Source organism: Lentzea sp. NPDC060358 (assembly GCF_042725365.1).
GTDB lineage: Bacteria > Actinomycetota > Actinomycetes > Mycobacteriales > Pseudonocardiaceae > Lentzea.
Genome location: NZ_JBHXCW010000034.1, coordinates 22,861 through 49,021 on the forward strand (window position 1 = coordinate 22,861; position 26,161 = coordinate 49,021).

At 66.6% G+C, this 26,161-nt stretch carries 29 protein-coding genes, 1 tRNA gene and 2 pseudogenes; 22 read left to right on the forward strand and 10 right to left on the reverse strand.

The window, feature by feature from the left end:
- Positions 1-185 precede the first annotated feature (185 nt).
- Positions 186-581: a hypothetical protein gene (locus tag ACFWGZ_RS10390; protein WP_382451196.1), complete on the forward strand. Its 396-nt coding sequence runs from the start codon at positions 186-188 to the stop codon at positions 579-581.
- Positions 581-964, forward strand: coding sequence for a hypothetical protein (locus tag ACFWGZ_RS10395; protein WP_382451197.1), 384 nt, complete (start codon positions 581-583; stop codon positions 962-964). The genes ACFWGZ_RS10390 and ACFWGZ_RS10395 overlap by 1 nt, the downstream gene beginning before the upstream one ends.
- A 47-nt stretch (positions 965-1,011) precedes the next feature.
- Here the strand turns inward: ACFWGZ_RS10395 and ACFWGZ_RS10400 are convergent, their stop codons facing one another.
- On the reverse strand, positions 1,012-1,575 hold the full coding sequence (locus tag ACFWGZ_RS10400) for an NYN domain-containing protein (RefSeq protein WP_382451198.1): 564 nt from the start codon (positions 1,573-1,575) through the stop codon (positions 1,012-1,014).
- 217 nt (positions 1,576-1,792) lie between these two features.
- On the opposite strand from ACFWGZ_RS10400, the gene ACFWGZ_RS10405 reads away from it, so the two are divergent.
- Positions 1,793-2,200, forward strand: coding sequence for a hypothetical protein (locus ACFWGZ_RS10405; RefSeq protein WP_382451199.1), 408 nt, complete (start codon positions 1,793-1,795; stop codon positions 2,198-2,200).
- Between the two features lie 32 nt (positions 2,201-2,232).
- On the opposite strand, the gene ACFWGZ_RS10410 is transcribed toward ACFWGZ_RS10405, so the two are convergent.
- Both ACFWGZ_RS10410 and ACFWGZ_RS10415 read right to left on the reverse strand, forming a co-directional pair.
- On the reverse strand, positions 2,233-2,703 hold the full coding sequence (locus ACFWGZ_RS10410; RefSeq protein WP_382451200.1) for an NUDIX hydrolase: 471 nt from the start codon (positions 2,701-2,703) through the stop codon (positions 2,233-2,235).
- A gap of 8 nt (positions 2,704-2,711) precedes the next feature.
- A complete protein-coding gene (locus ACFWGZ_RS10415) occupies positions 2,712-3,455 on the reverse strand; it encodes a DUF5919 domain-containing protein (protein WP_382451201.1) in 744 nt (247 codons plus the stop codon).
- 170 nt (positions 3,456-3,625) lie between these two features.
- On the opposite strand from ACFWGZ_RS10415, the gene ACFWGZ_RS10420 reads away from it, so the two are divergent.
- From ACFWGZ_RS10420 to ACFWGZ_RS10455, 8 genes are all read left to right on the forward strand, one after another.
- On the forward strand, positions 3,626-4,078 hold the full coding sequence (locus tag ACFWGZ_RS10420; protein ID WP_089918864.1) for a hypothetical protein: 453 nt from the start codon (positions 3,626-3,628) through the stop codon (positions 4,076-4,078).
- Positions 4,078-4,323, forward strand: a complete 246-nt coding sequence (locus ACFWGZ_RS10425; RefSeq protein ID WP_382451202.1) for a hypothetical protein — start codon at positions 4,078-4,080, stop codon at positions 4,321-4,323. Before ACFWGZ_RS10420 ends, ACFWGZ_RS10425 begins: the two co-directional genes overlap by 1 nt.
- On the forward strand, positions 4,310-4,570 hold the full coding sequence (locus tag ACFWGZ_RS10430; RefSeq protein ID WP_245786282.1) for an AMED_5909 family protein: 261 nt from the start codon (positions 4,310-4,312) through the stop codon (positions 4,568-4,570). Before ACFWGZ_RS10425 ends, ACFWGZ_RS10430 begins: the two co-directional genes overlap by 14 nt.
- 148 nt (positions 4,571-4,718) lie before the next feature.
- Positions 4,719-5,012, forward strand: a complete 294-nt coding sequence (locus ACFWGZ_RS10435) for a hypothetical protein (RefSeq protein ID WP_382451203.1) — start codon at positions 4,719-4,721, stop codon at positions 5,010-5,012.
- A complete protein-coding gene (locus ACFWGZ_RS10440; protein WP_382451204.1) occupies positions 5,009-6,472 on the forward strand; it encodes an FtsK/SpoIIIE domain-containing protein in 1,464 nt (487 codons plus the stop codon). The genes ACFWGZ_RS10435 and ACFWGZ_RS10440 overlap by 4 nt, the downstream gene beginning before the upstream one ends.
- A gap of 26 nt (positions 6,473-6,498) precedes the next feature.
- Positions 6,499-8,073, forward strand: a complete 1,575-nt coding sequence (locus tag ACFWGZ_RS10445; protein ID WP_382451219.1) for a replication initiator — start codon at positions 6,499-6,501, stop codon at positions 8,071-8,073.
- 17 nt (positions 8,074-8,090) lie between these two features.
- Positions 8,091-8,285 (forward strand): helix-turn-helix domain-containing protein, encoded by a 195-nt coding sequence (locus tag ACFWGZ_RS10450; protein WP_090046234.1) that lies wholly within the window; start codon positions 8,091-8,093, stop codon positions 8,283-8,285.
- Entirely contained in the window at positions 8,285-9,466 is a 1,182-nt protein-coding gene (locus tag ACFWGZ_RS10455) for a tyrosine-type recombinase/integrase (protein WP_382451205.1), read from the forward strand. The genes ACFWGZ_RS10450 and ACFWGZ_RS10455 overlap by 1 nt, the downstream gene beginning before the upstream one ends.
- 74 nt (positions 9,467-9,540) lie before the next feature.
- Here the strand turns inward: ACFWGZ_RS10455 and ACFWGZ_RS10460 are convergent.
- Positions 9,541-9,616, reverse strand: a tRNA-Lys gene (locus tag ACFWGZ_RS10460).
- A 255-nt stretch (positions 9,617-9,871) separates the two neighbouring features.
- On the opposite strand from ACFWGZ_RS10460, the pseudogene ACFWGZ_RS10465 reads away from it, so the two are divergent.
- From ACFWGZ_RS10465 to ACFWGZ_RS10485, 5 genes and pseudogenes are all read left to right on the forward strand, one after another.
- Positions 9,872-10,018 (forward strand): annotated as a pseudogene (locus tag ACFWGZ_RS10465) (aldo/keto reductase); the annotation flags it as partial.
- A gap of 73 nt (positions 10,019-10,091) precedes the next feature.
- Positions 10,092-10,208, forward strand: a pseudogene (locus ACFWGZ_RS10470) (aldo/keto reductase); the annotation flags it as partial.
- 134 nt (positions 10,209-10,342) lie between these two features.
- The gene (locus ACFWGZ_RS10475) at positions 10,343-10,693 is read left to right on the forward strand and encodes a hypothetical protein (protein WP_382451221.1); all 351 of its coding nucleotides are present in this window, start codon (positions 10,343-10,345) and stop codon (positions 10,691-10,693) included.
- Positions 10,694-10,792: 99 nt separating this feature from the next.
- Positions 10,793-11,920 (forward strand): serine hydrolase domain-containing protein, encoded by a 1,128-nt coding sequence (locus ACFWGZ_RS10480; protein ID WP_382451206.1) that lies wholly within the window; start codon positions 10,793-10,795, stop codon positions 11,918-11,920.
- Positions 11,917-12,939 carry a serine hydrolase domain-containing protein gene (locus ACFWGZ_RS10485; protein WP_382451207.1) on the forward strand — a complete coding sequence of 341 codons (1,023 nt, stop codon included), beginning with the start codon at positions 11,917-11,919 and terminating at the stop codon, positions 12,937-12,939. The genes ACFWGZ_RS10480 and ACFWGZ_RS10485 overlap by 4 nt, the downstream gene beginning before the upstream one ends.
- A 3-nt stretch (positions 12,940-12,942) precedes the next feature.
- On the opposite strand, the gene ACFWGZ_RS10490 is transcribed toward ACFWGZ_RS10485, so the two are convergent.
- Positions 12,943-13,860, reverse strand: coding sequence for a CobW family GTP-binding protein (locus ACFWGZ_RS10490; RefSeq protein WP_382451220.1), 918 nt, complete (start codon positions 13,858-13,860; stop codon positions 12,943-12,945).
- 161 nt (positions 13,861-14,021) lie between these two features.
- Here ACFWGZ_RS10490 and ACFWGZ_RS10495 point away from each other — a divergent pair, with 161 nt between their 5' ends.
- The 3 genes from ACFWGZ_RS10495 to ACFWGZ_RS10505 are packed head-to-tail and all read left to right on the forward strand — an operon-like array spanning position 14,022 to position 20,893.
- Complete coding sequence (locus ACFWGZ_RS10495; protein WP_382451208.1) at positions 14,022-14,549, forward strand: hypothetical protein; 528 nt, start codon at positions 14,022-14,024, stop codon at positions 14,547-14,549.
- Positions 14,550-14,579: 30 nt separating this feature from the next.
- Positions 14,580-16,478 carry a flotillin family protein gene (locus tag ACFWGZ_RS10500; protein ID WP_382451209.1) on the forward strand — a complete coding sequence of 633 codons (1,899 nt, stop codon included), beginning with the start codon at positions 14,580-14,582 and terminating at the stop codon, positions 16,476-16,478.
- On the forward strand, positions 16,475-20,893 hold the full coding sequence (locus ACFWGZ_RS10505) for a DNA repair ATPase (protein ID WP_382451210.1): 4,419 nt from the start codon (positions 16,475-16,477) through the stop codon (positions 20,891-20,893). Before ACFWGZ_RS10500 ends, ACFWGZ_RS10505 begins: the two co-directional genes overlap by 4 nt.
- Here the strand turns inward: ACFWGZ_RS10505 and ACFWGZ_RS10510 are convergent.
- Both ACFWGZ_RS10510 and ACFWGZ_RS10515 read right to left on the reverse strand, forming a co-directional pair.
- Positions 20,890-21,399, reverse strand: a complete 510-nt coding sequence (locus ACFWGZ_RS10510; protein WP_382451211.1) for a hypothetical protein — start codon at positions 21,397-21,399, stop codon at positions 20,890-20,892. The two genes, ACFWGZ_RS10505 and ACFWGZ_RS10510, sit on opposite strands and share 4 nt — an antisense overlap.
- Before the next feature lie 85 nt (positions 21,400-21,484).
- The gene (locus ACFWGZ_RS10515) at positions 21,485-21,904 is read right to left on the reverse strand and encodes a PPOX class F420-dependent oxidoreductase (protein WP_382451212.1); all 420 of its coding nucleotides are present in this window, start codon (positions 21,902-21,904) and stop codon (positions 21,485-21,487) included.
- On the opposite strand from ACFWGZ_RS10515, the gene ACFWGZ_RS10520 reads away from it, so the two are divergent.
- Positions 21,894-22,742 (forward strand): oxygenase MpaB family protein, encoded by an 849-nt coding sequence (locus ACFWGZ_RS10520; RefSeq protein WP_382451213.1) that lies wholly within the window; start codon positions 21,894-21,896, stop codon positions 22,740-22,742. The two genes, ACFWGZ_RS10515 and ACFWGZ_RS10520, sit on opposite strands and share 11 nt — an antisense overlap.
- Positions 22,743-22,836: 94 nt before the next feature.
- Positions 22,837-23,640 (forward strand): glutamate ABC transporter substrate-binding protein, encoded by an 804-nt coding sequence (locus ACFWGZ_RS10525; protein ID WP_382451214.1) that lies wholly within the window; start codon positions 22,837-22,839, stop codon positions 23,638-23,640.
- A 14-nt stretch (positions 23,641-23,654) separates the two neighbouring features.
- Here the strand turns inward: ACFWGZ_RS10525 and ACFWGZ_RS10530 are convergent, their stop codons facing one another.
- On the reverse strand, positions 23,655-24,800 hold the full coding sequence (locus ACFWGZ_RS10530; protein WP_382451215.1) for an Ig-like domain-containing protein: 1,146 nt from the start codon (positions 24,798-24,800) through the stop codon (positions 23,655-23,657).
- Positions 24,801-25,123: 323 nt separating this feature from the next.
- On the opposite strand from ACFWGZ_RS10530, the gene ACFWGZ_RS10535 reads away from it, so the two are divergent.
- Entirely contained in the window at positions 25,124-25,327 is a 204-nt protein-coding gene (locus ACFWGZ_RS10535) for a cold-shock protein (protein WP_030473173.1), read from the forward strand.
- An 84-nt stretch (positions 25,328-25,411) separates the two neighbouring features.
- On the opposite strand, the gene ACFWGZ_RS10540 is transcribed toward ACFWGZ_RS10535, so the two are convergent.
- Together ACFWGZ_RS10540 and ACFWGZ_RS10545 are read right to left on the reverse strand one after the other, a co-directional pair.
- Positions 25,412-25,714 (reverse strand): hypothetical protein, encoded by a 303-nt coding sequence (locus tag ACFWGZ_RS10540; protein WP_382451216.1) that lies wholly within the window; start codon positions 25,712-25,714, stop codon positions 25,412-25,414.
- A gap of 265 nt (positions 25,715-25,979) precedes the next feature.
- Positions 25,980-26,161, reverse strand: a 182-nt coding sequence (locus tag ACFWGZ_RS10545; protein WP_382451217.1) for a hypothetical protein, incomplete at its 5' end; no start/stop codon positions are given.

A 26,161-nucleotide genomic window follows, 5' to 3' on the forward strand; every position in this document is an offset into this window, starting at 1 on the left:
CGGCGCGCTGCGCCGCCCGGCCGACCGGCGCAGCGAAGCGGATGCCGGGAGTGCCGGGATGGAAGGTGTTCGCCGTACGCGCGGAGCGTGCCGCCAGCGGCGGCCTTGATCCTGTAGAGCGGAATTCGGCAGCCACATCGGACCGGGATGTGTGAGAGTGCGGGTTGACATGAACGGAGGAGTCGATGGCGCCGTCTGAAGATGATGAAGAGCGGGCATATCTAGACGGGGATAAAGCCGTGGAGTGGTTCATGACTACTCGCGGTGGACCCAACCTCTTTGATGCGCACATCATTGCCATTAACAGTGTATTTGGTCATGAAGTCCGGATGCGTACCAGAGCTGCGACGGACCCGCGCGATAGCTCTCCCAAGACTCTCATTCTGGAAGTAGACGCGTCCGATATGCAAGATGAGGACGTATGGGAAAAAACCGTGCGTGTTCAGGAGGAGTTGCTCGGCGAAGGCGAGCGGATATCCTCGCTCCTGTCTCTCGATGATCCCTTGAGGGACATTGTGGTGGTTGTGGTCCCAACTGAAGAAGAGTGGAACCAAACTCGACGAGAGTTCGGTGAAATTTAATGACCTTCGCTTGGAGGTTGCTTCTTCAGGTTGCAGTGACCCTGATTAGCGGAAGCAACGACGAGGCTGCGTCGCGCAGCTCGATTAATCGTTCGTACTACGCGGCATTGGGGGAAGCGAGGGAGTTTTCGATAAAAAATGGCCTGGTGATGAATAAGAAGAAGGCTTCGCATGAACAAGTGTGGCAGTACCTTCGGGGAGGTGGTTCTGAAAACCTGGCGTATCGGCGCGCAGCTTTCAAAGCGATTGGCGATATTGGAGTAGCGCTTCGCGCGATGAGAGTTCAAGCCGACTATAAGCTTGGCTCGCCGCCTAGCCATAGCGATGCGCAGCAGGCGGCGAGTCTTGCGCGCCGCCTAGTCCAGCGAATCCACAGCCTGTAGCTGAACGGTAATTTAGATAACGCAGCGCGTCGCCGCCTAGTCTGCTTCTACTCGGCGGCGTCAGCGCGCTCCTTAAAGGATTTGAATTTTTCTTGCGCGCCGCTGGAATCCCAGAACTCGTCAAATGTTTGCGCGATGAGCATGGGGCGAAGCGTCTCCTCGGTTAGCAGCACCAATTCGTCAGCCAAGTCAAAGAGTCGTGCAGCATTTCCGCACTTTTCTGGACGGGCAATTATGACACGCTTACCGTACTCCTGCACGGTACGCACCGCCTCGGCAAGATCTGTGTCGCCAGCGATGAGCAGTAGGTTATCGTAAGAGTTGAGTTGCGCCAGCTTAACCATGTCTAGGACGAGGAGGGTGTCAACGCCCTTCTGTTCGTAGCGCTTCTTCTTGATGTCGTAGTGTTTCAAGAAGTCCTCGGGGCTAGCCCCTATTTGTCGAAATGCTTTTTTGATCTCTTGCCAGTCTTGATTTGGTCTCTCGTGGAGGCTGCCTAGGCGGACTTGAATCCCGTCATTGTGGCGAAGTGATTCGATTCGTTCCAGCTGGCTGCTGAAGTCGGGATGCGCCGTGTTTTCCTGCATGCTGTCGTACCAGTACGCACGCATGAAACCAGAGTCCATTCGGCGCGCCGAGATTCTGCACCAAGTTATTATCTTGTCGGGGGATAGTTTCAGATCCGTGATTCTTTGTCCGATCGTGGCGCATCCCGCCATTGTCAAGAAGCCGCCATCTATCATTGCGATTGTCTTTTGCAACGGATGCTTCCTTTCGGCTGTTGAGTGCTAGGATGGGCGATCCTAGCACTCGGGTGATGGAGGTTTAATGAAGGATTTTCCTGTGTCGAGGCGCCGACTTGAGGGAGATAGCCACTTGCGAATGCTAACCGGCCTTCTTGGCAAGACTCTTGAAAGCTTTGGTGTCACGGTGATTGTCTCCGGCGAAGTTCTGTCGGGGCTAGCTATTTCTCGCGATGAATGGGTGGAGCAGTGGCTGGAGGGTGTTCGGTCCTCGGGTCCAGGGGGAGATATGTTTGCCACCGTGGTTGAGATGTCCGTCGAACAAAGTGGCGTCTATATCCTTGAAGACAACCTGCCAGGTCTCGATTCACCCCTGTATCTGCACTTGAAAGATGTACAGATGGGTCCGGCGGGGGATGCCACTTTTTCGCTTTTTCGGGTGAGGCTAAGTGAAATTTCTGCGTGGTCTCCGAATGTAATTAGATCCAGCTGATCTGGTGCTGAATTATATGATCCCCCCAGATCTTAGCTGAAGAATGGGTGATCTAGGTTTGACAGGGCATGGGTGATTCGAAGTTGTATTGATGGATGAACATTGAGATCGGATATTTTTGATGGATCAACCCATTGAACTTCTTTTGATTCGCTGCTCGTCTTAGGGTGTCCGCCTGTTGGTTTTGCGCGGAAGCAGATCGAGAACTCTTGGCGAACCTCGCCGTCATCGTACGCGATCACGTGATTAGGATTTGAGTAGAGACCGATAATTGCAAGGATGCCTATTTCGATGCCGGTCTCTTCCTTGACCTCCCGTATCGCTGCCTGCGCGAGGGTTTCTCCGACCTCCTGCTGTCCGCCTGGGATCGCGTACTTGTCATTATCTGTGCGGCGGATCATTAGTACCTGGCCCGAGTCGTTCTGTACAAATGCGCTGACAGCTGGTCGGAGGCTGTTAGCTTTTGGGGCGTCCGGGTCGTGGAAGTAGTCCACGCGTGCCATGTGGCTCCTTAGAACGTTGCCGGCTTGGACAGATTCCAGACGTGCTCGAAGCTCTCAGAGTAGGTCTCGAAGAGATCGCCCGCAGCAAGCCGCCGCAAGTGCAGCGCCGGAGCGTGCGCGGCCTGGAAGCCGTAGACGTGCGTGTTTACGATCATCTCGTCGTCGAAGCGGAAGATCGAGTTGTAGAGCGTCGTCTTGTGGAAGCGCATCTCCACGCCGTCCACGCCCACCAGTGGTCGGTAGAAGGCGAGCGCGTTGCGGATGCGGGAGCCGAGTGTGCCCTTGCCCAACTGCTCCTCGTCGCTGCGCTTGGCAACCTCGCGGCTGGCGGGATCGCCGAAGATCAGCCGGATACGCGCGCCGTTCGCGGCCTTGTTGGCCAGGTCTCGCATGAACGTCGGTCGCTCCACCAGGAAGATGCCGGCGTGGACCAGCACCTCGACGTGCCGGGTGGCGTTGGTGATGAGGTGGTCCCACAGGTCTGGGGGGATCGAGTTGCGGTGTGGGTAGAGCTTGACCACCTCGGACTCGGTGATCTCTGCCTTCCGCTCCGGCGCGACCGCGTCGGGCCAGAGGTACGTCTCGGTCTCCTTGACCATCGACGCGATGGTGTTGCGGTGGCGCGGGTACGGCGCGCGACCCTTTGTGATCCAGCGTTCGACGGTCTTCTGGTCGACGCCCGTGGCCTTGGCTACCTGCTCGTATGTGAGTCCGTTGCGTAGCAACGCATCTCGTAGTCGCTCGTTCGCCATGATCGCTCCTCTCGGACGTCCTCGGGGACGCTAGGGACGTCTTACGTTAGTAGGGACGTCTCTAGATATCCCGCCATGCGGTGCTCACGTCCCGGTTTTCAGCCGAAAGTCGTAGGTGTCGAGAACTCCAGACAACCGGTCTGGACGACACCTACGACAGGAGAGCCACGATGGCGATCACAGGTGGGAGCAGGCTCCCTGCGGGTCACGACTTCGTGTTTCCCAGGGGCGCGCTCGTGATGGGCGTTGAGCCCGTGCTCAAGTTCCAGTCCGCCGAAGAGCGGGCGAAGGGTCTGCCGCCCGAGCAGGAGAAGGACAAGGAGACCGGTCTCCTCGTGTGGTCTGTGCTGGTCATCGACCAGGCCGCGGAGCGCAAGACGGACGCCGTGGTCACGGTGAAGATCTCCGCGCCTCACCAGCCGGTGCCGCCGGAGGCCATCCCCGGCACGGACGTCCGGCCGGTCGTGTTCGAGGGGCTGACGGTCACGCCGTGGATCGATGACAAGGGGTGCCGTGGGGTGCACGCGGGTGAGCGTCACCGCTGCCGCGCGAAGCTCGGCTACAGCCTGCGGGCCTCCGGCATGAAGCCGGTCGTCGGCAAGCCAGCCGCTAAGGCGGCGTGATGCCTGACCTGGTGCGCGTTCATCTCACCGACGGCGTGCCAATGAGGCCCCTCGCGATGCCGTTCGCCGACCGGATCGAGATCCGCTTCGGCAACGCCTTCCCCGCCGTGCTCGTTGTCGATCGGGATGTGGTCCCGCAGCTGCGAGACGTCCTCGACCAAGGTTGGCGCGCTCTCCAGGCCTCGGCCGCTCGACCGGACGGGCGTCACGCCCTCGCGGAGGAGGCTCCCGATGCCCGCGACTGAGGCAATGCACTGGGGCCTCGCTGAGCAGGCCCGGACGCTGAGTGAAGCACACGACGTGCTGAGCAAGCTCCTGCCCAACCCCAAGGCCGCTCCCGCTGTTCTGCGGGACTACTACCTCCGCTCCGCCGCGATCTACGCGCGAGTTGCTGAGAGCGACCGCAGCCACCACCACGAGGCCATGTACTGGGCGAATCGTGAGCGCGAGAAGGGGGAGGCGATCAAGGTAACGAAGACCGCGAAGAGCTAGCAAAAGTCCTTATTGGACAGAGCGCGTGACTCTGCTGGGTCACGTGGCGATGCCGCACGTCTTGTTGCGGTGCAAAGAGAACGTGAGACGCAGGAGCGGAACCCGGCTACCAACCTCGCCGCTCCTGCGTTGTCCACCCAACTCGGGAGTGAACAAGATGAGTGTAGAGCCTGAGCGCATTCCTGCGCCAGACAGGGCCACGAAACAACTGCTGTGGGATCGGATGATCTCCAGCAAGCAGACCGTCTCCAGCTATGTCGTGATGCTCGATGGCGGCAGCCTGGAGACGTTGGAACTCACGGCCGCACAGGCAGAGGGCTTCGAGTGCCTGACCTGCAAGACGCAGCACACCACAGAGTCGGGAGCGTTCCAGCCCGTTGGACGCATCCCGAGCGTTGGCACTGTCTTTCAGTGCCTCAAGTGCGCTGGTGGTGCACGATGAAGGGCAACCGTTGGGTCGATCCTGCGCCGTTCGAGGGCGCGCGTCCGCAGGTCCCGTGGTGGGTGTGGCTGCCCGGCTGGATCAAGGTCGTGCTTGCGCCGTTCGCGTTGATCTGGCTCGCCGGCCGACTGGCCGTGAAGCTCGTCGTGGTGGCGGTTCGGTATCCGGCCGCGGTCACGACCTGCCTCGGCGGCTACATCGGCTATCGCGAGTTCGGGCTGTCACCGCTCGTCCTGGCGCTGCTATCGCTCGTGTGTGCTCTGACGGTCTGGTACGGCCTCGATCGTGGCTCGTTCCTGCGGTACGGCTGGTACCGCGTCCTGACTGAGTGGCGACGGCTCACGGTCTACGTGCCTCATTGGCGCACCGTGATGCGGCTGGCTGAGCTGGCTAAGGACAGTCGAGGCAGGGAGTACCGCCCGAAGCTGCGCCGCGTTCGCTCTGAGGGCTGGCGGGACAAGGTCCGGGTTCGCATGATCCCGGCGCAGTCTCCGGAACAGTGGGAAGCGCGGCGGGACAACCTGGCGCACTCATTCAACGCGCAGTCCTGTCGTGTGCGGGTGCTGAGGCCGAGCGTGCTTGAGCTCGACTTCATCCACTCTGATCCGCTGTCTCGTCCGGTTGCGGTGCCGCAGCTCGCCGCTGTCGGGGACGTTGACCTCAAGCACGTGGTCGTGGGCCGTACCGAGACCGGTAAGCCCTGGCGGCTGAAGCTGCTCGGGTCTCAGGTCCTGGTGGTCGGTGTTCCTGGCGCTGGCAAGGGCTCGGTGTTGTGGTCGATCGTCTGGCAGCTCGCCCCGGCTATCAAGGCGGGCATGGTCCGGCTCGTGGGGATCGACCCCAAGGGCGGCATGGAGCTGGGGCAGTGTCCGGACGCGTTCGAGAAGGTGATCTACGACAACGGGCCGGAAGCCGTTGCCCTGCTTGAAGAAATCGCCGCAGAGGTCAAGGAACGCGCGGCGCGGTACCGGGGCATCCGGCGTCTGTGGGCACGGGGTACGGGTGAGCCGTTCACGGTCCTCATCGTGGATGAGCTGGCCGACCTGATTGCCTACCAGCCCGACCGGAGCCTTCGCGAACGTGCGACGCGCGCCGTCCAGACGATCACCTCACAGGGGCGCGCTCCGGGCTACGCCGTCGTTGGCCTGGTCCAGGACCCGCGCAAGGAAGTCGTCTCCTTCCGGCACCTGTTCACCACCCGCGTTGCCCTGCGTCTTGATGAGCCGGTCCAGGTCGACATGGTGCTTGGGGATGGCGTTCGGCAACGCGGCGCGGCTGCTCACGAGATCAGCGAGAACACGCCTGGTGCCGCCTGGTTCAAGGAGGACGGGCAGCGCGAACCGGAGAGGGCGCGGGCCTTCCACGTGACGGACGCGGACCTGGTCGAGCTGGGTGTCTACCTCGCCCCGGCCACCGTGCACGAGTTCCCGACCAGCGGTGAAGGGAGGGCGGCGGCGTGACTGAATACCTGACTCGCTCAGAGCGCATGAAGCAGCCGGCCGCGCTCGACATCGCTCGGGCCGTCGCTGAGGAGCACGGCGTCTGCATCCGGCCGCTGGCCAAGGAACGGATCGACCTCGACACCGGACGCGTGGACATCGTGCCCGTGCCGTGCGGCTCGACAGTCGCGAGCGTCTGCCCCACCTGCGCTGAGAAGAACCGGCGTCTGCGGATGGCGCAGTGTCGCGAGGGATGGCATCTGACGGAGGAGCCCGACTTCACGCCGGACGCTCCGAGTGACGATCAGCGGGAGTTGACCGCCTACCGGGCTGACCTTGTGAAGGCCTTCCGCCTGGCCCTCGATGAGGGGGACGAAGTTGGGGCGGAGGAGGTTCGGGAAGAGGTCGCGGAGGTCGACGCTGAACTTCGGCAACTCGGAGTCCGCGGTTCACTCCCCTCCCTGGAAGTGCCGCTCAAGGCGGCCCGTAAGCGGTCGACCAGGCGTCGGCAGGACGCGCCCAACCTGCCTCGACGGCCGGTCAGCAAGCGCACGGTCGGCAAGGTGTTCGGGGGCAAGTACCAGCCCTCGACGTTCCTCACGCTGACGCTCGACACCTACGGCAAAGTCCGCAGCGACGGCACGCCCGTTGACCCGACGACCTACAACTACCGGCGTGCTGCTCGGGACGCGGTGCACTTCGCGGCGCTGCTCGATCGGTTCGTTCAGAACCTTCGGCGCTGTGTCGGGTGGGAGGTCCAGTACTTCTCGGCGGTCGAGCCGCAGCGGCGGTTGGCTCCGCACTGGCACGCGGCGGTTCGGGGATCGATCTCGCGGGCGGAGCTGCGGGCGGTTGCTGAGGCCACGTATCACCAGGTCTGGTGGCCTGAGCATGACGAGATCAAGTACGGCGGTGACAACCTGCCGGTCTGGGATGTCCGGGCCAAGGGGTTCGTTGATCCGCAGACCCGGAAGGCCCTGCCTAGCTGGGAAGACGCGCTCGACCAGGTGGAGCGGCCCGCGCACGTCGCGCGGTTCGGGGTGCAGGTGCACTCCAAGGGCATCCTCGGCGGCACCGAAGAGGCCGGCCGTCACATCGGCTACCTGACGAAGTACCTCACCAAGAGCATCAACGAGTGCTTCGAGGCGCAGACCGCACGGCAGGAGGACCACGCCGAACGGCTGTGCGCTGAGCTCGCAGTCACGCCCTGCTCGCCGCAGTGTCCGATCTGGCTGCTCTACGGCGTCCAGCCTCGTGGGGCTCGGCTGTCCACGGTGCCGGGCAAGTGCAAGGGGAAGGCGCACAAGCGGACCACGCTCGGAGTTGCTGGGCGGCGGGTGCTCGTGTCGCGGAAGTGGTCGGGGAAGTCGCTCGCCGACCACAAGCACGACCGCAAGACGTTCGTTCGGCAACTGCTCGCCGATGTCGGCATCAAGCCCGAGGACCAGCCGCAACGGGTCGTCTGGAACAACGTCGAGCCCGGTGACCCGAACGTGCCGCCTCGAGCACACCTCCTGCTGAGTGCCGTCGCTGAGCGGCGGAGGTGGAAGGCCGAATACACGGCCGCGCTGCTCGCATCTGCCGGACCTCCGGGGAGTTCGGCAACTCCGCACGCTGCTTGATCTAAAGGGGGAACATCATGGAGACACGTCAGTTCGAGCCACTGTGGACAGTCAGCGACGTTGCGGCCTACCTGAACGTTCCGGTCCACACGCTCTACGGCTGGAGGACCAAGAACTACGGGCCGCCTGCTCGGCGTATCGGCAAGCACCTGCGGTACCTGCCGTCCGAGGTGCGGAGCTGGTTCGAGCACCTGCTTGAGGAGGCGGCCTGATGGGACGTCCGCCTCTGGACCTCGGAACGTACGGCGCGATTCGTTGCTATGAAACGGAATCAGGCTGGCGTGCGACCACGAAGTATCGCGACTACGACGGCAAGACACGGCCGGTCGAGCGGTGGGGGAAGACCAAGGGTGCCGCTGAGCGGAGCCTCAAGAAGGCACTCGCTGGGAGGAAGGGACCGTCCGGCAGTTCGCTGACGCGCGAGAGTCGGTTCAAGGAGGCCTTGGATCAGTGGTTCACGAAGTTCCAGGCGCTCGCTGATGCCGGGAAGAGGTCTCCGAGCAGCGTCGACACGTACCGGAGCATCATGGATCGGCACGTGCTCCCTGGCCTCGGTGAGCTGCGGATTCGTGAGATGACGGTGGCGCGGGTCGACGCGTTCCTCGGTGCTTTGTGGCGGTCGGTCAGCGTGGACACGGCGAAGACGGCTCGGTCGGTGATCTCGGGTGCCCTGCGGATCGCTGTCCGGGACAAGGCGCTGGACACGAACCCGGTCAGAGAGGCGGAGCCGCTGGAGGCCGGCCGCAAGAAGAGTCCGCGGGCGCTCACGAGGGAAGAACGGGTCCGCTGGCTGGACATGCTGGAGTCGGACCCCAGGGCCGTGAAGCGGGACCTGCCTGACCTATCGCGCTTCATGATGGCCACGGGCGTCCGCATCGGTGAGGCGCTGGCCGTCTACTGGGAAGACGTCGACTTCGACGCTGGCACGGTCAACGTGAACTACACGGTGATCCGGGTCAAGGACATCGGGCTGATCCGGAAGTCGACCAAGACGGAGGCCGGTGAGCGAACGCTCCTGCTCCCACGATGGGCGCTCGACATGCTCCAAAGGAGGCGCAAGACCACCAGTTTCCCGAACGGGCCGATCTTCCCGGACGCCCTCGGTGGGCTCCGCGACCCGTCCAACACCCGGAAGGATCTTCGGAAGGCGCGCGGCGGGGACGAGTTCGCCTGGGTGACCTCGCACGTCTTCCGGAAGACGGCGGCGACCATCCTCGATGAGGCAGGGCTCTCCGCGCGGCAGGTCGCGGACCAACTCGGCCACGCACGGCCGTCGATGACGCAGGACACCTACATGGGTCGGAAGCTGGTCGACCGGCGGGCCGCTGACGCCCTGGAGGACGCGCTCGGAGGGCCGAAAGATGATCAACGAGAAGACGACGAAGTTGAATGACCAGCGGTTTTGTATGGGTTAAGTGTGGGGAAGGTCCACCAAAGCGAAACCCCCAGGCCTGTGACCTGGGGGTTTGGTGGGCCGCCAGGGACTCGAACCCTGAACCCGAAGATTAAAAGTCTCCTGCTCTGCCAATTGAGCTAGCAGCCCTCGCCGCCACAGCCTACCGATCTCCACCACCGGATGTCCTCCGGGTTCCCAACCTCCCTCTGCACGGTCCCAGACCGGCCACAGCAAGAGGATCAGGCAAGAGCACGGCCGGATCGGAGTACCGGAAAATCCCAGATCGGAATGCAATGGAAAGGAGTCAGCGGAACCCACAGAAAGAGCCAGGACATGCCCCTCGACCACTACGTCACCCTCGGCCGCTCAGGCCTGCGGGTCAGCCCTCACGCATTGGGCGCGATGACCTTCGGCGAGGACCCCGGAGCCGGCGGCTGCAGCGTCGAGGAGTCCGGGAGGATCCTCAGGGGGTACCTCGACCGCGGCGGGAACTTCATCGACACCGCCAACTTCTACACCAACGGCCACTCGGAGAAGATCCTCGGCGACTTCCTGCACAGGACCGGGCGGCGGGGCCGGGCGACTTGCCGTCCGGCGGCAGCTCGAGCAGACGTTGAGGCGGTTGCGGGTCGACCACCTCGACCTCTACTGGCTGCACAACTGGGACCGTCGCGCGCCTCTCGAGGAGACCATGCGGGCCCTCGACGATCTGATGGGATCGGGCAAGGTCGGGTACGTCGGGTTCTCCAACTTGCCTGCTTGGGTGATGGCTCGGGCCCAGACGATGGCCGAGTTCCGGAACTGGACCCTCTCATCGCCCTGCAGGTCGAGTGCTCGCTGCTCAAGAGGGGTGTCGAGGCGGAGATCGCACCGATGGCGCAGCTGGCGCTCGTGCCGTGGAGTCCCACCGCCGAGGACTTCGAGGTCATCGACGTCATCACGGCCATCGCCGAAGAAAGCGAAGCGGCGGCGGTGGCGTTGGCCTGGCTGCGGAGCAAGGGGGCGGTGCCGATCATCGGGGCTCGGAAGCTGGAACACCTGGTGAGCAACCCCGGGGAAGTGGCGCTCACGACGGAGCAGATCGAGGCCCTGGACGACGTCTCACGGCCCGCCGCGGCGCTGCACGGGGAGGTCGGCCGGATGTTGCAGTTCGCCGGCGCCACTGTGGACGGTGAGGCCTCTAGGGTCTACTCGCCGCTGGTGCAGAGCGATGTCCGCTGCTGAGGTAGAGCCTGCTCCACCTCCACAACGGAAGCGTGCGTGACTGCGTGCCGCCCTGCCGGGACGAGAAGCTTTCCCCATCAACGGCAAGGGGAGGCAACGATGAGGAAGACGCTGGTAGGAGTGCTGGCGGCGGCCGTGCTGGTCACCGCGACCGGGGGAACGGTCATGGCCACGCCCGGCAACGCCGTGCAGAAGCAGGTCGACGGGCTGGTCACGCAGCACGAGTTCCCGGCGGCGCTCGCCACCGTCACCGAGGGGAACGGGCGGTCTGCGTCTTACGTGGCGGGCACTTCCGAGCTCGGCAAGCGGGTGCCGGTGCCCAAGGACGGGCAGGTGCGGGCCGGGTCCAACACCAAGACGTTCGTCGCCACCGTGGTGTTGCAGCTCGTCGGTGAGGGCAAGGTCGAGCTCGACAAGCCGGTCAACCACTACCTGCCGGGCGCGATCAAGGACGACCGCATCACCGTGCGCCAGTTGCTCAACCACACCAGCGGTCTCGCGAACTACACGGAGTTCATCGGGCTCGAGAAGTTCGAGGAGGTGCGGCACCGCTACCTCGAGCCGCGCGAGCTGCTCGACGTCGCCAACGCGCACCCGGTGACCGGGCAGCCCGGTGAGAAGTTCAAGTACAGCAACACGAACTACGCGCTGCTCGGGTTGCTGGTGCAGAAGGTCACCGGGCGGCCGATCGGCGAGAACGTCGAGAAGCGGATCGTCCGGAAGCTCGAACTGCGGGACACCTACTGGCCCGGCATCGGTGAGGAGACGATCCGCGGCAAGCACCCGCACGGGTACGCGTTGACCGGCAACGGGATCGAGGACGTGACCGAGATGGACCCCTCGTGGGGGTGGGCGGCCGGGCAGATGGTCTCCAGCACCAAGGACCTCAACACCTTCTTCCGCTCGCTGCTGAAGGGCGACCTGCTGGCTCCCGCGCAGCTGCAGGAGATGCAGAAGACCGTCGACACCAAGGGCGAGATGTGGCCGGGCGTCGAGTACGGACTGGGCATCGCCAGCTCGCCGCTCAGCTGTGGTGGCCGGTACTGGGGCCACGGCGGCGACATCCACGGCTTCGAGACGCGTGGTGGTGTCGCTCCCGGCGGGCGGGCGTTCTCCGTTGCCGTCACGGCACTTCCCGGCACGTTCGCCCCGACGCCCGAGGGAGCTGACAAGGCCCACAACGCGATGCTCGCGGCAGTCGACGCCGGTCTGTGTGGTACCAAGTGATCGCCGTCGCCGCGCTCACCGCGTTGTCGCTGCTGGTCCCGCAGCAGCTCGACCAGATCGTCCAGGACCGCACGCCGGGCGTCGAGATGAACGCCAACGGCCGGAACCACGCCAAGGGCAACGCCCCGCACAACGGGCAGGTGCGCATCGGCAGCATCACGAAGTCGTTCGTGGCCGTCAGCGTGCTGCAGCTCGTCGGCGAGAAGAAGATCGAGCTCGACGGGCCGGTCAACCGGTACGTGCCGCACGTCCGGGACAGCCGCATCACCGTGCGCCAGGTCCTGCAGCACACCAGCGGCCTGCCGGACTACGTGCTCGCGATCGGCGTCAACAAGATCGCCGACACCCGCGACCGGTACTTCCCGCCGCACGACCTGCTCGACGCGGCGTTCGCCCAGCCCGTCACGAACCAGCCGGGTGAGAAGCACGTCTACAGCAACACCAACTACGTCGTCGCCGGCCTGATGATCCAGAAGGTCACCGGCCGCCCGGTCGGCGAGGCGATCCAGAAGGTCATCGTCAAGGCGGGCCTCGGGGACACCTACTGGCCCGGCCAGGGCGAGCAGCGGATCCGCGGCCGGCACGCGCGGGTCTCCGTGAAGGCCGACCTGCTCGATCCGGGTTCCGAGGTCGTCGACGCGACCGAGTACGACACGTCCTCCGCCTGGGCCTCCGGCGCGATGGTCTCGACGCCGCAGGACGTCGCGAAGTTCTTCAAGACGCTGCTCGGCGGCGGGCTGCTCGACAAGGCCCAGCTCGACGAGATGCGCAAGACCGTGCCGGTCGACGAGCGCAGCGCCTACGGGCTCGGGCTGGAGAGCACGAAGCTCAGCTGCGGCGGGGTTTCCTGGGGCCACGGCGGCACCATCCACGGGTGGGCGTCGCTGGGCGCGGCGACCGACGACGGCAAGTACGCCGCCGTCACGCTCACCGCGCTGCCCGGCACGTTCGGCGACGACCCGGCGCGGAAGTTCGAGCGCATGGTCGGCGTCATGGACACCGCGTTCTGCGGGAAGTGATCGTCAGCGGGCGTACCGGAGCACCCAGAGCATGTCCTGCTCGGTGACCGGTGCGTCCGCCACGCACGCCAGCAGCCAGTCCGTCACCGAGTCCGGATCGATGCCCGCCCCGATCAGCACCAGCTGAGTCGGGGCTTCGTCGTCGACCGGGGTGAACGAGACGTACGCGCCGACGGTCTGCAGCATGAACGTGCCGAGCGGGAAGCGGACGAAGCCCTTGGCGCGGAACAACCCCTCCGGCCGCGCCGCGAGGAAGTCCATGAAGAGCTTGGGGTGCAACGGGTCCGGGCACTCGAACGACACGCTGTCGTAGGACGCGTGGGTGTGCGTCGAGTGGTCTTCGAGGTCGTCGAACGACAGCTGGCGCGGCCCCAGGTCGGGTGGGCGGACCTCGAACAGCAACGCCGGGTCGATCTGCCCGTACGTCACCGGGACGACCGGCGCCGAGCAGGGCAGCGAGGGCGGCGACGAGACCCGGTCGACCTTGTTCAGCACCACCAGGTCGGCCAGCGACAGGTCGCGTTCCAGGTGCGGCACGGCGTCGAGCTCCACCGCGTCGACCACGTAGATCAGCCCGCCGTAGGACACCCCGGGCGCCTGCAGCACCAGCCGGACCAGGGCCGACGGCTCGGCCAGGCCGGACGCCTCGATCACGATGACGTCCAGGTCCGCCGCGGCCAGCTTCACGAGCATGTCGTCGAGTTCGGAGCCGTCGACCGCGCAGCACAGGCAGCCGTTGGACAGCGACACCATCGAGTCGACCTGCGCGGACACCGAGAACGCGTCGACGTTGATCCGCCCGAAGTCGTTCACCACGACACCGATCCGCGTGCCGCCGGACGTGCGCAGCAGGTGGTTGAGCAGGGTGGTCTTGCCGGAACCGAGGAAGCCGGCGAGCACGACGACGGGGATCACGCCGATCGAGGTTAGGCGATGGGCTCCGCGGCACCGCGCTGACACTCCCGTGCGTCCCCCCGCGCGCCGAAGTCCACACCGGCCAAACCATCGATTTCCATCGATCATCCACCCAAATGCAACGGATTCCGAAGTTCTTGCATCAGAGTGGCTGAGAGGGGGCGTCGATGACCGAGTTCCTGGCCGCCGCGGTGGCTTTCCCGACCGCGGTGTTCACCCTGCTGGTGTTCGTGGTGCTGGCCTACTGGCTCACGGTCGCGTTGGTGGGCCTGGACTTCGACGCTCCCGTCCTTCCGATCTCCCTCTCGTTCTTCGTGCTGATCACGTGGTTCGCCGCGCTGGTCGGCACCGTGCTGACCCCGGAGGGCAAGCTCCGCTACGCCGTCCTGGGCGGTGCGGTGCTCGTGGGCGCCCTGCTCACGAAGGTCCTCCTGATCCCGGTCAGGAGCTGGACGAAACCGGAGAAACCCGCTTCCCGCAGCGACTTCGTGGGCCGCACCGCGATCGTCAGGACGGCGCGGGTCACCGGGAACTACGGGCAGGCCGAGGTCACCGCCGACGACGGCGGCACGGCGGTCGTGCAGGTGCGAGCGGCGCAGAGCACCGAACTGAAGGCGGGACAGACCGCGCTGATCTTCGACTACGACCCCGAGGGCGAGTTCTTCTGGGTCGTGGACATCACCACAGGGGGCTGACACATGGGCGCCATTTCGACAGGTTTGGTCGTGCTCATCGCGGGGATCGTCGTCGTGCTGGTCCTGGCGATGATCACGTTGAGCAGGTTGTTCAAGAAGTGCGAGCAGGGCAAGGCGCTCATCGTCTCCAAGATGCGCAAGGTCGACGTGACCTTCACCGGCACGGTCGTCCTGCCCGTGCTGCACCGCTGCGAGACGATGGACATCTCGGTGAAGACCATCGAGATCCGCAGGGCCGGCAACGAGGGCCTGATCTGCAAGGACAACATCCGCGCCGACATCCGCATCACGTTCTTCGTGCGGGTCAACAAGACCGTCGAGGACGTCATCAAGGTCGCGCAGGCGATCGGCACCGAGCGCGCGAGCCACGAGCAGACGTTGCAGGAGCTCTTCAACGCCAAGTTCTCCGAGGCGCTCAAGACCGTCGGCAAGCAACTCGACTTCGTCGACCTCTACACGCACCGCGACGAGTTCCGCGACCGGATCGTGCAGGTCATCGGCACCGACCTCAACGGCTACAGCCTCGAGGACGCGGCCATCGACTACCTGGAGCAGACGCCGCTCAAGCAGCTCGACCCGGCGAACATCCTGGACGCGCAGGGCATCCGCAAGATCACCGAGCTGACCGCGATCGAGCACGTCCGGACCAACGAGTTCACCCGCAACGAGGAGAAGGAGATCACGCGCCAGAACGTCAGCGCGCGCGAGGCCATCCTCGAGCTCGAACGGCGCCAGGCCGACGCGGAGATCAAGCAGCGCAGGGAGATCGAGACCGCCCGCGCCCAGCAGGAGGCCGAGACGCAGAAGGTCCAGGCCGAGGAACGCCTCAAGGCCAACACCGCGTTCATCCGCACCGAGGAGCAGCTCGGCATCCAGACGGAGAACAAGGCCCGCGAGATCGCCGTCGCCGAGAAGAACCGCGAGCGCGTGATCGCCGTCGAGACCGAGCGCATCGAGAAGGACCGGATGCTCGAGGTCATCGCCCGCGAACGCGAGACGTCGCTGCGCATGATCGAGAAGGACAAGGAGCTCGAGCACGAGCGCCGCGCGATCGCCGACCTGGTGCGCGAGCGGGTCGCCGTCGAGAAGACCGTGGCCGAGCAGGAGGAGAACATCAAGAAGCTCCGCGCGGTCGAGGAGGCCGAGCGCGAGCGCCAGCAGATCGTGATCCGCGCCGAGGCCGAGGCGCAGGAGTCGCTGGTCAAGGACATCAAGGCCGCCGAGGCGGCGGAACAGGCCGCGCAGCACAAGGCCCGCGAGGCCGTCGTGCTCGCCGAGTCCCGCAACAAGGCCGCCGACCTCGACGCCCGCTCGAAGATCCGGCTCGCCGAGGGCACGCAGGCCGAGGCCGCGGCCAAGGGGCTCGCGGACGCACTGGTCAAGGAACGCGACGCCGCCGCGTCCGAGGCGCTGGGCCGCGCCGAGGCCGTGGTCGACCGCGAGAAGGCGCTGGCCGACGCCGAGGGCATCAAGGAACGCCTCAAGGGCGAGGCGGAGGGCCTGTCGCACAAGGCCGAGGCGATGGCCGCGCTCGACACCGCCACCCGCGAGCACGAGGAGTACCGCCTGCGCCTCGAAGCCGAGAAGGAGATCCGCCTCAAGGGTATCGACGTGCAGCGCCAGGTCGCCGAGGCCCAGGCCATGGTTCTCGCGGCCGGGCTGGAGAAGGCCGACATCGACATCGTCGGTGGTGACACGATGTTCTTCGACAAGATCGCCGCGTCCATCACCGCGGGCAAGCAGGTCGACAGCTTCGTCGGCAACTCCGACGTGGTGCAGGCGCTGGGCGCCAAGTGGATGGACGGGACGAACAACTTCCCCGAGGACCTGACCAAGATCCTCAGCTCGTTCAGCTCGGGGGACGCGCAGAACATCGCCGCCGCGATCGCCCTGACCCAGATGGCCAAGAACAACGGCCAGCCTGCATGACCCAGCTCGACGCCGGTGCTTACGAGGTGCTGCGGGCGAGGCTGGCCGACCAGGCCGCCGCGCTCGCCCGCGGCACCGAGGCGCTGAACGCCCAGCGCGTCGAGACCTTCGGCAGCACGGCCCTGGAGCTCGTCGCCACCGAACGCATCCGCACCGGGAACAACTGCGTGCCGCGCGACATCGTGGCGCTCGGCGACCTGATGCTGTTCGGCTACAACGTCTTCATGGGTCTCAAGCCGGAGACCGCGGTCGCCGACGTCTTCGCGGTGCACGGCAGGGACTTCGGCGCGGTCGAGGCCGAGTTCCTGCAGGACCCGAGGTTCCGCCACGACTTCGCCGAGCTCTACCGGTACTACCGCGAGACCCGGCTGCTGCAGCTGCGGGTCGTCGAGCAGCGGCTGCTCGCGGTGTTCCAGACGGGCGCGCGGATCGAGGACATCCGCGTGCTGCGCTGGGACGTCGCGGTCGACGGCACGGTCACCTACGTCGACGACCGCGGCGACCGCGACCACGTCTTCCCGCCCCAGCACGACTTCACGTGGATCGAGACGACCCGCGAGCAGCACGTGCTGGGCCGGCACCCGCACATCGCGATCGACGGCGAGGTGTTCGTCGAGACCGTCGGCGGCACGCTGACCGTCAAGGTCGAGAACAACACCGAGTCCGGCGAGGGCGTCTACTCCGAACCCGTCGACGAGCCGCTGCAGAGCCTCGCCGACGCCGAGGTCCACTACGCCCGCGTCGGTCCGTTGATCCTGCTCAGGATCCTGCCGTACAAGGAGACCGCCCACCGGCACCTGGTCTTCAACACGCGCACCAAGGAGGTCGTCCGGCTCGACGGCATCGGCCAGGCGTGCCAGCGGCTCCCCGAGGACCAGGGGATCATCTTCCCCGGCGGCTACTACCTCGTCACCGGCGCGGACAAGACGTTCGACGTCGACACCGACGAGCTGGAGTTCGAACGGGTCGTCCGCTCGGCCAACGGCGAGGACGTCCTCTACGTCTTCCACGCCCGCCGCGAGGGCCGCAGCCTCCTGCTGCCCTACAACGTGATCCGCAAGGAGGTCGCCACCCCGCTCGTCTGCCACGGCTACTCGCTCTTCGCCGACGGCACGCTGGTGATCTTCCGCGAGACGAGCTCGGAACCGGTGCGCGTGCACCCGATGCAGGTCTGGCGCACGCCGTTCCTCGCGGACGAGGTGCTGCCCGAGCACGCCGGCCCGCTCGCCCGCATCGGCAACGCCGAACTGGTCCGCGGCATCTCCGACTGCCTGTCCATCACCAGGATGAGCGCGGGGACGACGCCGAGCGCACCGGTGTTCGAGGGCCTGATCGCCCTGTGCACCAGGGTCGTCGACGGCGTCCACTGGCTCGACGAGCTGGGGCTCAAGCAGGACGTCCTCGCGGTCCGCGCCACCGCCGAGCAGGTCCTCGACGAGTTCGAGGCCGTCCGCAAGCTCACCGAACACGCCGCCGAGCAGCTCCACGAGGCGGCGGAGAAGCTCGCGTCGCTGATCAGGCTCTCCCGGTCGGCCGCTCCGCGCTCCGCCGACGAGTGGGTGCGGCTGCTCGCCGACCTCAGGTCCGCCCAGGGCCGGCTGATCACCCTGAAGGACCTGAAGCACGTCGACCTCGCCGAGATCGACCGGCGTGAGGCCGAACTGGTCGACGAGCTCGGCGCGTCCGCACGCAGGGCCGTCGCCTTCCTCAGCGGCGAGGGCGCGTTCACCCGCTACCACGAGGAGATCGCCCAGATCGCGGACGCGGAGCTGAAGACCGCGGCCGAGGCGACGCCGTTGCGCGAACGGCTCGCGCAGCAGCAGGCCGGTCTGGAGGTGCTGACCGAGGTCGTCAGCACCCTCGACGCCGCCGACACGACGACCCGCACGCGGATCCTCGCGAGCATCGGCGAGGTGCTGGCCGCCGTCAACCGCGCACGGGCCACTGTGGACGGTCGCAGGACGCGGCTCGCCAACGCCGAGGGCCGCGCCGAGTTCGCCGCGGAGTTCGCGCTGCTCGGCCAGGCCGTCACGGGCGCCCTGTCGGTCGCGGACACCCCGCAGCGCTGCGACGACCAGCTGGGACGGCTCCTGCTGCAGCTGGAGAACCTGGAGTCGCGCTTCGGCGAGTTCGACGACTTCCTCGCCCAGGTCGGCGCCAAGCGCACGGACGTCTACGAGGCGTTCTCCGCGCGCAAGCAGACGTTGCTCGACGAACGCGCCCGCAAGGCCGACCGGCTCGTGCAGTCGGCCGAACGGGTGCTCGGCACCATCCGCCGCCGCGTCGCCAAGCTCACCACGGCCGACGAGATCAACACCTACTTCGCGGGCGACCCGATGGTCGCCAAGGTCCGCGCGGTCGCCGGCCAGCTCGTGGAGCTCGGCGACGTGCGGGCCGAGGAGCTCGAAGCGAGCCTGCGCGAGGCCCGGCAGGAGGGCGGCCGGGCGCTGCGCGACCGGGCCGACCTGTACGACGGCGCGTCGATCGTGCTCGGCCGGCACCGCTTCCCGGTGACGACCGAGCCGATGAACCTCACGCTCGTGCCGCGCGACGGCCGGTTGTTCTACGCCGTCACGGGAACCGACTACCGCGCCGAGGTCGTCGACCGGGACTTCGCGGAGACCAGGCCGTTCTGGGACCAGCTGCTGGTCAGCGAGACCCAGGACGTCTACCGCTCCGAGCACCTCGCCGGCTGCCTGCTCGCCGAGGGCCGCACGGACGTCGTGGACGCCGCCGCGGAACGCTACGACGAGGGCTACGAGAAGGGCGTCCACGACCACGACGCCGAGAAGATCCTCGCGATCCTGCACCGGCTGCACGCCGGCGCGGGCCTGCTCCGCTACCCGCCGGCCACCCGCGCCGAGGCCCAGCTCTTCTGGGCGGAGCAACCGGTGGAACGGCGGGCGGTGTGGGCGCGCAAGGCCGAGTCGCTGGCCCGCGCCCGCACGATCTTCGGCGGCACGCACGGGATCCCCGAGCTGTGCCGGCAGTTCGGCCTGCCGGACCTCGCGGCGGAGTACCTGTTCGAGGAACTGGCCTGCGAGCCCGCCGGGTTCGTGACCGGCAAGGCCGCTCGCGCGGTGATCGACCGGTTCCGCGCCGCGGTCACCGAGGACCTGCGCGATCGCGACCTGATCGAGGCGTGGCTGCACGCGTTCCTCGGCGATGAGGACTGCCCGGAGTTCCCCGAGGTCGTCGCGGTCCTGCTCACCGACCTGCCGCGCTACGACTCGAGCGCCGCGCTCACCGGGACCGTCACCGGCCTGCTCGGCACGCACCCGCGCGTGACCGACCAGTCGATGGAGCTCCGCCTCGACGAGACCCTGACGAGGCTCAGGACGTTCCAGGACGTGCAGGTGCCCGCTTTCCGCGCGTACCAGAGGAAACGCGACGACCTGCTCGCGGCGGAACGCCGGAGGCTGCGGCTCGACGACTACCGGCCGGCGGTGCTGAACACGTTCGTGCGCAACAGGTTGCTGAACGAGGTCTACCTGCCGCTGATCGGCGACAACCTCTCGAAGCAGCTGGACGACGGCACGGGCCTGCTGATGCTGATCTCCCCACCCGGCTACGGCAAGACGACGCTGGTCGAGTACGTCGCGAACCGGCTAGGCATGGTGTTCGTCAAGGTCAACGGCCCGGCGCTGGGCACCGGCGTCACCTCGCTCGACCCGCAGGAGGCGCCGAATGCCACCGCACGCCAGGAAGTCGAGCGGATCAACTTCGCGTTCGCCCTGGGCAGCAACGTCCTGCTGCACCTCGACGACATCCAGCACACCTCACCCGAGCTGCTGCAGAAGTTCATCTCGCTGTGCGACGCACAACGGCGCGTCGACGGCGTGTGGGACGGTGAGGCGCGCACGTTCGACCTGCGGGGCAAGCGCTTCGCGGTGTCGATGGCGGGCAACCCGTACACCGGGACGGGCCGCGCTTTCCGCGTTCCGGACATGCTCGCGAACCGCGCGGACGTGTGGAACCTCGGCGACGTGCTGTCCGGTCGCGAGGCACTTTTCGCGTTGAGCTACCTGGAGAACGCGTCCGGCTCGAACCCGACGCTGAACGGCGTGGACGTGGAACCGTTGGTGCGCCTGGCGAACGGCGAGAACGTCCAGCACGACCACGGGACCGTCGAGCTGGAACGGATGCTGTCGGTGGTCCGCAAGCTGCAGCGGGTGCAGCAGGTCGTGCTGAAGGTCAACCAGGCCTACATCGCGTCCGCGGCCGATCCCGGTCAGGAGCCGTTCCTGTTGCAGGGCAGCTACCGCAACATGAACCGGATGGCGGCGCGGGTCGTGCCGGCGATGAACGACGCCGAGGTCGAGGCGTTGATCGACGACCACTACCTGGGTGAGGCACAACTGCTGGGCCCCCTGGCGGAGGCGAACCTCCGGCGGCTGCGCGAGCTGAAGGCCTAACCCTCGTCGCAGTCGAGCTGGAACCGCTCGGACCGCCTGCCGTCCGGACCGCGCAGGTCCACGGGCCGCAGGTGGTTCTCCTCCAGGAACGCGCAGAACTCCTCGGTGTCGAACGGCCACTCCAGGCAGCGGTTGAAGTCGTCGTCCGAGACGTGCTTCGCGTCGCAGCGCAGGAGGTCGAACAGCGTGGGCTGCTTGGGTCCGGGCTTCGGTCTGGCGGGCGGTGGCGGAGGCGGCGGGTGGTGGTCCGGCCGGTGCCGGGGTGGCGGGTCGGCACCGGGGGGAGGTGGTGGTGGCGGCGGGGGAGGCAGCGGCCGGACGCCGCCGACGGCGGAGACGGTCGTGGTGGCCGTGGCGGTGACGACCTCGGGCGGCGGGGGCGGCGGGGCGACCAGCCGGATGTCCACCGGCTTGTCCCGGGGTGCCGTGAAGAGTGCCGCGATCACCGCGGCACCCAGCACCGCCACCGCGGCCGAGAAGTAGCCGCGGCGTCTGACACCAGTCATCGCTCCGCTCCCCAGGGTCCGCCTGCCCGGTAGCCGCCGTCCCCGTGGAATCGTTGTGCCCGCTAACGGTGTTACCGCCCCGCCGTCAGCCCGTCCTGTCGGGTCCCGCGCTGGTCAGGGAAATGCGAAGCACAACTCGCTTCTCCCGTTCCATCGCCGCGCGGTAGTCGTCCCAGTCGGAGTGCTCGCCGGAGATCGTCCGGTAGTAGTCCACGAGCAGGTCCATCGCCTCGGGCAGCGGCACGACCTCCGCCGTTCCGGAGATCTGGATCCAGCGGCCGAAGAAGCTGTCCGGCAGCACGCACAGCCAGACGTTCGGGTCGCGCCGCACCTGCTTCGTCTTGTACGCCGTCTCCCGCGTGGAGACGAGCACGTCACCGTTGCCGTCCAGCGCGACGAGCACCGGCGACATCGACGGCGTGCCGTCCGACTTCATCGCGCAGAACACCGCGCGGTGCTGGTTGCGGAGCACTTCCCGTGCCTGGTCCAGGTCCATGGTCTTCATCTTCGCCAGGAGGGACGATGTCCGCATGCCTGATCCGAACTCCGTGTCCTGGCAGATGCACGCCGACCCGACGATGTGGATCGCCGGGATCGCGAGCCTCTACCTCCAGGCGCTGCACCCGAAGGCCGTGGCGGGCGTCGTGCAGAACTCCCACTTCCAGGCCGACCCGCTCGGCAGGCTGAAGAGGACGGCGGATTTCGTCGGGCTCGGCGTCTACGGCACCGACGAGGAGATCGCCACCGCGGCGGCACGGGTGCGGGCCACGCACCGCAGCCTCCGGGGTGTCATCGACGGCAAGACGTTCCGCGTCGACGAGCCCGAGCTGTTGTTGTGGGTGCATTGCTCGGAGGTTTCGTGCTTCGAAACGGTGCTCGACCGCGCGGGGTACGGGCTCACCGACCGACAGAAGGACCTCTACTACGACGAGCAGCGGTTTGCAGCAAGTTTGGTCGGATTACACCCGGATGAAGTACCCGGATCTCGACGCGAAATGGCGGATTACTTCGAACGGATGCGTCCGGTGCTACGCCGAACGCCGGACTCCGATGTGATCTACACCTTCTTGCACGGCCCTCCGGTGCGGGGTTTCGTCCGGTTCGGCCTCCCGCTGTACCGGGTGCTGGTGGGCCACCTGGCCTACTCGGTGTTGCCCGGTTGGGCGGTCGAGCTGCACGGTCGCCGGCCCTACACCCACGCTGACCTGTGGTTGAAGATGCTGCGCCGAACTGCGCTTTTGGTGCCCGGCAAGATCAGGAGGCTGGCGCCGCCGGGACACCTGCGGCACGCGATCGAGCGACTGGGTACGGATGCGACGCCCAGCCGGACTCGTCTTCCCTAGTTGTCATACGTCACAGTCGATCATCGCCGCAGGTACGTAGCATTGCCCACGACTCCCCACCTCGCTCGGAAGGCCTGTCGTGATCCGTCGTGCCTTGCTCCTGACAGCCGTCGCGGTGCTCGCGACCGCCTGCGGGAGCGGTGACTCCAGCACAGTCATCGGACGTGCTGACTCCGGGAAGCTGACCATCGGCATCCGCTACGACCAGCCGGGCCTGAGCGAGAGGCGGCTCGACGGCCGGTACGTCGGCTTCGACGTCGAGGTCGCCAAGTACGTGGCGAACGAGCTGGGCGTGAAGGAAAGCGGCATCACGTACAAGGAAGCCCGCGGCGCGGCCCGCGAGTCGATGCTCGAGAACGGCGAGGCGGACCTGATCATCGCCTCGTACTCGATCACCGACGCCCGCAAGCAGAAGGTCGCCTTCGCCGGCCCGTACTTCGAGACCGGCCAGGGCATGCTCGTCCGCTACAGCGAGACGGGCATCCAGGGGCCGGAGACCATGAACGGCCGCAAGCTGTGCTCGGTCAAGGGGTCCACCTCCGCCCAGAAGGTGAAGTCGGAGTTCTCGCAGAACGTGCAGATCGTCGAATACGGCCAGTACTCCGACTGCGTGATCGGCCTCATGGCGGGCAACGTCGACGCCGTCACGACCGACGAGGTCATCCTGGCGGGCTTCGCGGCCGAGAACCCCGAGCTGCTCAAGCTCGTCGGCAAGACGTTCTCGAAGGAGCGCTACGGCATCGGCGTCGCGAAGGGCGACGCGGAGTCGCGGGACGCCGTGAACGAGGCGATCGAGAAGATGATCTCGACCGGGGAGTGGAAGCGGGCGTTGGAGCGCAACGTCGGCCCGTCGGGGTACGAGATCCCGCAACCACCCCAGATCACGGAGAAGAGCTAGTTCACCGAGAAGAGCTAGCTCGCGACCGCGGACTTCGACGTCCAGGTGGCCCAGTCGAACGCCCAGTCGTAGTAGTCGCCGTCCGCCGCCTGCAGCTGCTGCGACGACCCGACGACCTCGACCGGGTCACCGATCATCGTGAGGTCGTAGAAGGTCTTCGCGTTGGCACCGGACAGGTTCGCGCAGCCGTGCGAGACGTTCGCCTTGCCCTGCGACGGGATCGTGCCGTTGTTCTCGTGCACGAACTCGCCGTTCTGCGAGATCAGCACGGCCCAGGTGACGGGGACGTCCTGGTAGCCGAAGACCGGGTTCGACATCTTCCGCGCGGCCTCCTTCTGCTGCACCACGTGGATGCCGCCGCGGGTCTCGGCCCGCTTGTCGTTCTCCATCCCGTACGACGCCGGGAAGTCGTGCAGCAGCGTGCCGTCGCGGTAGATCTCGAACCGGTGGGTCTGCGTGTTCGCCTTCGCCACGAGCGCGCGGTCGGCGATCTTGAACTGCACGTGCACGTCCTCGGCACCGTGGGCGCCGCCCCCGAACGGCACCCCGTACACGTCGACGTCGACCGCGACCTCGGTGCCCGGCTTGAAGTACTCGCGCGGCCGCCAGTGGGCCTCGCGGTCGGACAGCCAGGCCCACGCGCCCTCGGTCGGCACGGAGGTCCGGACGGTCATGGCCTTCTGCACCGAGGCCTTGTCCTGCACCGGTGCGCTGAAGGTGACCTTGACCGGCATCGCGACGCCGTAGGTCTGGTGGTCGCCGACGTTCACCGATGCGCTGGTCAGGCGCTGCGGCTTGACCGTGCGGAACGAGCCGGCGACCGGCACGTCCGCGCCGTCGCGCCCGCGGGCCGACCCGGACCAGGTGTAGGCCTTGTCGTAGCCGAGGTCCTCGGTCGCCACCCACCGGTCACCGGTGAGCTCCCCCTTGACGACCCTGCCGTCCGCACCCGTCAGCGCGACGGCGGTCAGCGCGCCGCCAGTCACCCCGACCTGGAATGGTCCGGAAGGACTCACCCCGTCACCCGATCCGGGCGTCACGGTGAGTGCTGCCTTCTCCTTGCTCTCCACGACCGGAGCAATCGGCGCCGGCGGTGCCTCGGGTGCGGCGCCGCAAGCGGTCAACCCCAGCAGTACAACGAAAATCAGTGGCCGGAACACGTGCTCTCCCCAAGATCCCCTCGTCCAACGCTGAGAGGACGCGCGGGGCTGCGGCACGTTGCTCGACGAAACGCGATCACCCGCTCGGACCAGCGGGTTTCCCCCTGTTGAGGCACTGAACCGACCAGTAATGACCTGTAGTGCTATGACCAATCACACGTTAGGCTGACCCGCGCAGGCCGTGGTTTCTGTGTTCGTGCTTCACACGCTCGCGGAACGACACGCGGGCGTGCTGTGCGCTCTCACGGAGCGAACTGACCGCCCCCGGGACGGCCGGGGTTGCACGGTGCAGCCCCAAGCTTTCCTGCGATGGAGGCAGGTACATGGCACAGGGCACTGTCAAGTGGTTCAACTCCGAGAAGGGCTTCGGCTTCATCGCCCAGGACAACGGCGGCGCAGACGTCTTCGTCCACTACTCGGAGATCCAGGGTCAGGGCTTCCGCACCCTGGAGGAGAACCAGCGCGTGGAGTTCGAGGTGGGCCAGGGCACCAAGGGTCCGCAGGCGCAGAACGTCCGCGCGATCTGATCTGATTTCGCCGCAATCGAAGTCGTACGTGAGAAGGACCCTCTGCCGGGCTCGGCGGAGGGTCCTTCTTCGTTCGCGAAGCGACTACTGGCCGCGCTGGCGCGCTTCCCACTCGAGTCGCTGCATGACCCACTCCGTGGCGAGAGCCTGCGGGGAGGTCTGGCGCTCGGCGGCGAGCTCCTTGAGCTGCTCGTTCGCCATCAGCTGCAACCGCAGCTGGTACACCTGGGAGCTGCCGAAGCCCGAGGCGGTGGTCTCGTTGTCCGAGTCCGGGGCCAGGGCAGCCAGGTAAGAGGTCAGCTCCTCGTCGGGCAGCGACTCCGTCTGCGGTGCGTCCGCGGGACGGTGACGGCCGGACTTGGAACGTCCGAGGGATCCGATAGGCACCGGAACACGATAACGGCTCGGTCACGCCAGCCAAACCCCTGTGCCCCGGGTCACCCCGACGTGTCGCGGATGCCCACGGAGAGTGGGTGTTCGCCGCACGACGCACGAGACGGAAAACGCGGGGTCCGGACAGGGAGAGGCCCCCGCGCCAGGGGGAGGAACGCGGGGGCCGGAGGGGATCTCCACAGGCGCTGACCGGGGGTGTGTCAGCTTTTGGATTGTTGCACGCGCACCTTGCCGTTGGGGAGTGTTCGCCGGCAGATTCTCAAGCCGCCGATGGGCGGAATCCCCGCAGTCGCAAGCTGTTGCTGACGACGAACACGCTGCTGAACGCCATCGCGGCGCCCGCGATCATCGGGTTCAGCAGTCCGAGCGCCGCGAGCGGCAGTCCAGCGACGTTGTAGGCGAACGCCCAGAACAGGTTCCCCTTGATGGTGCCCAACGTCT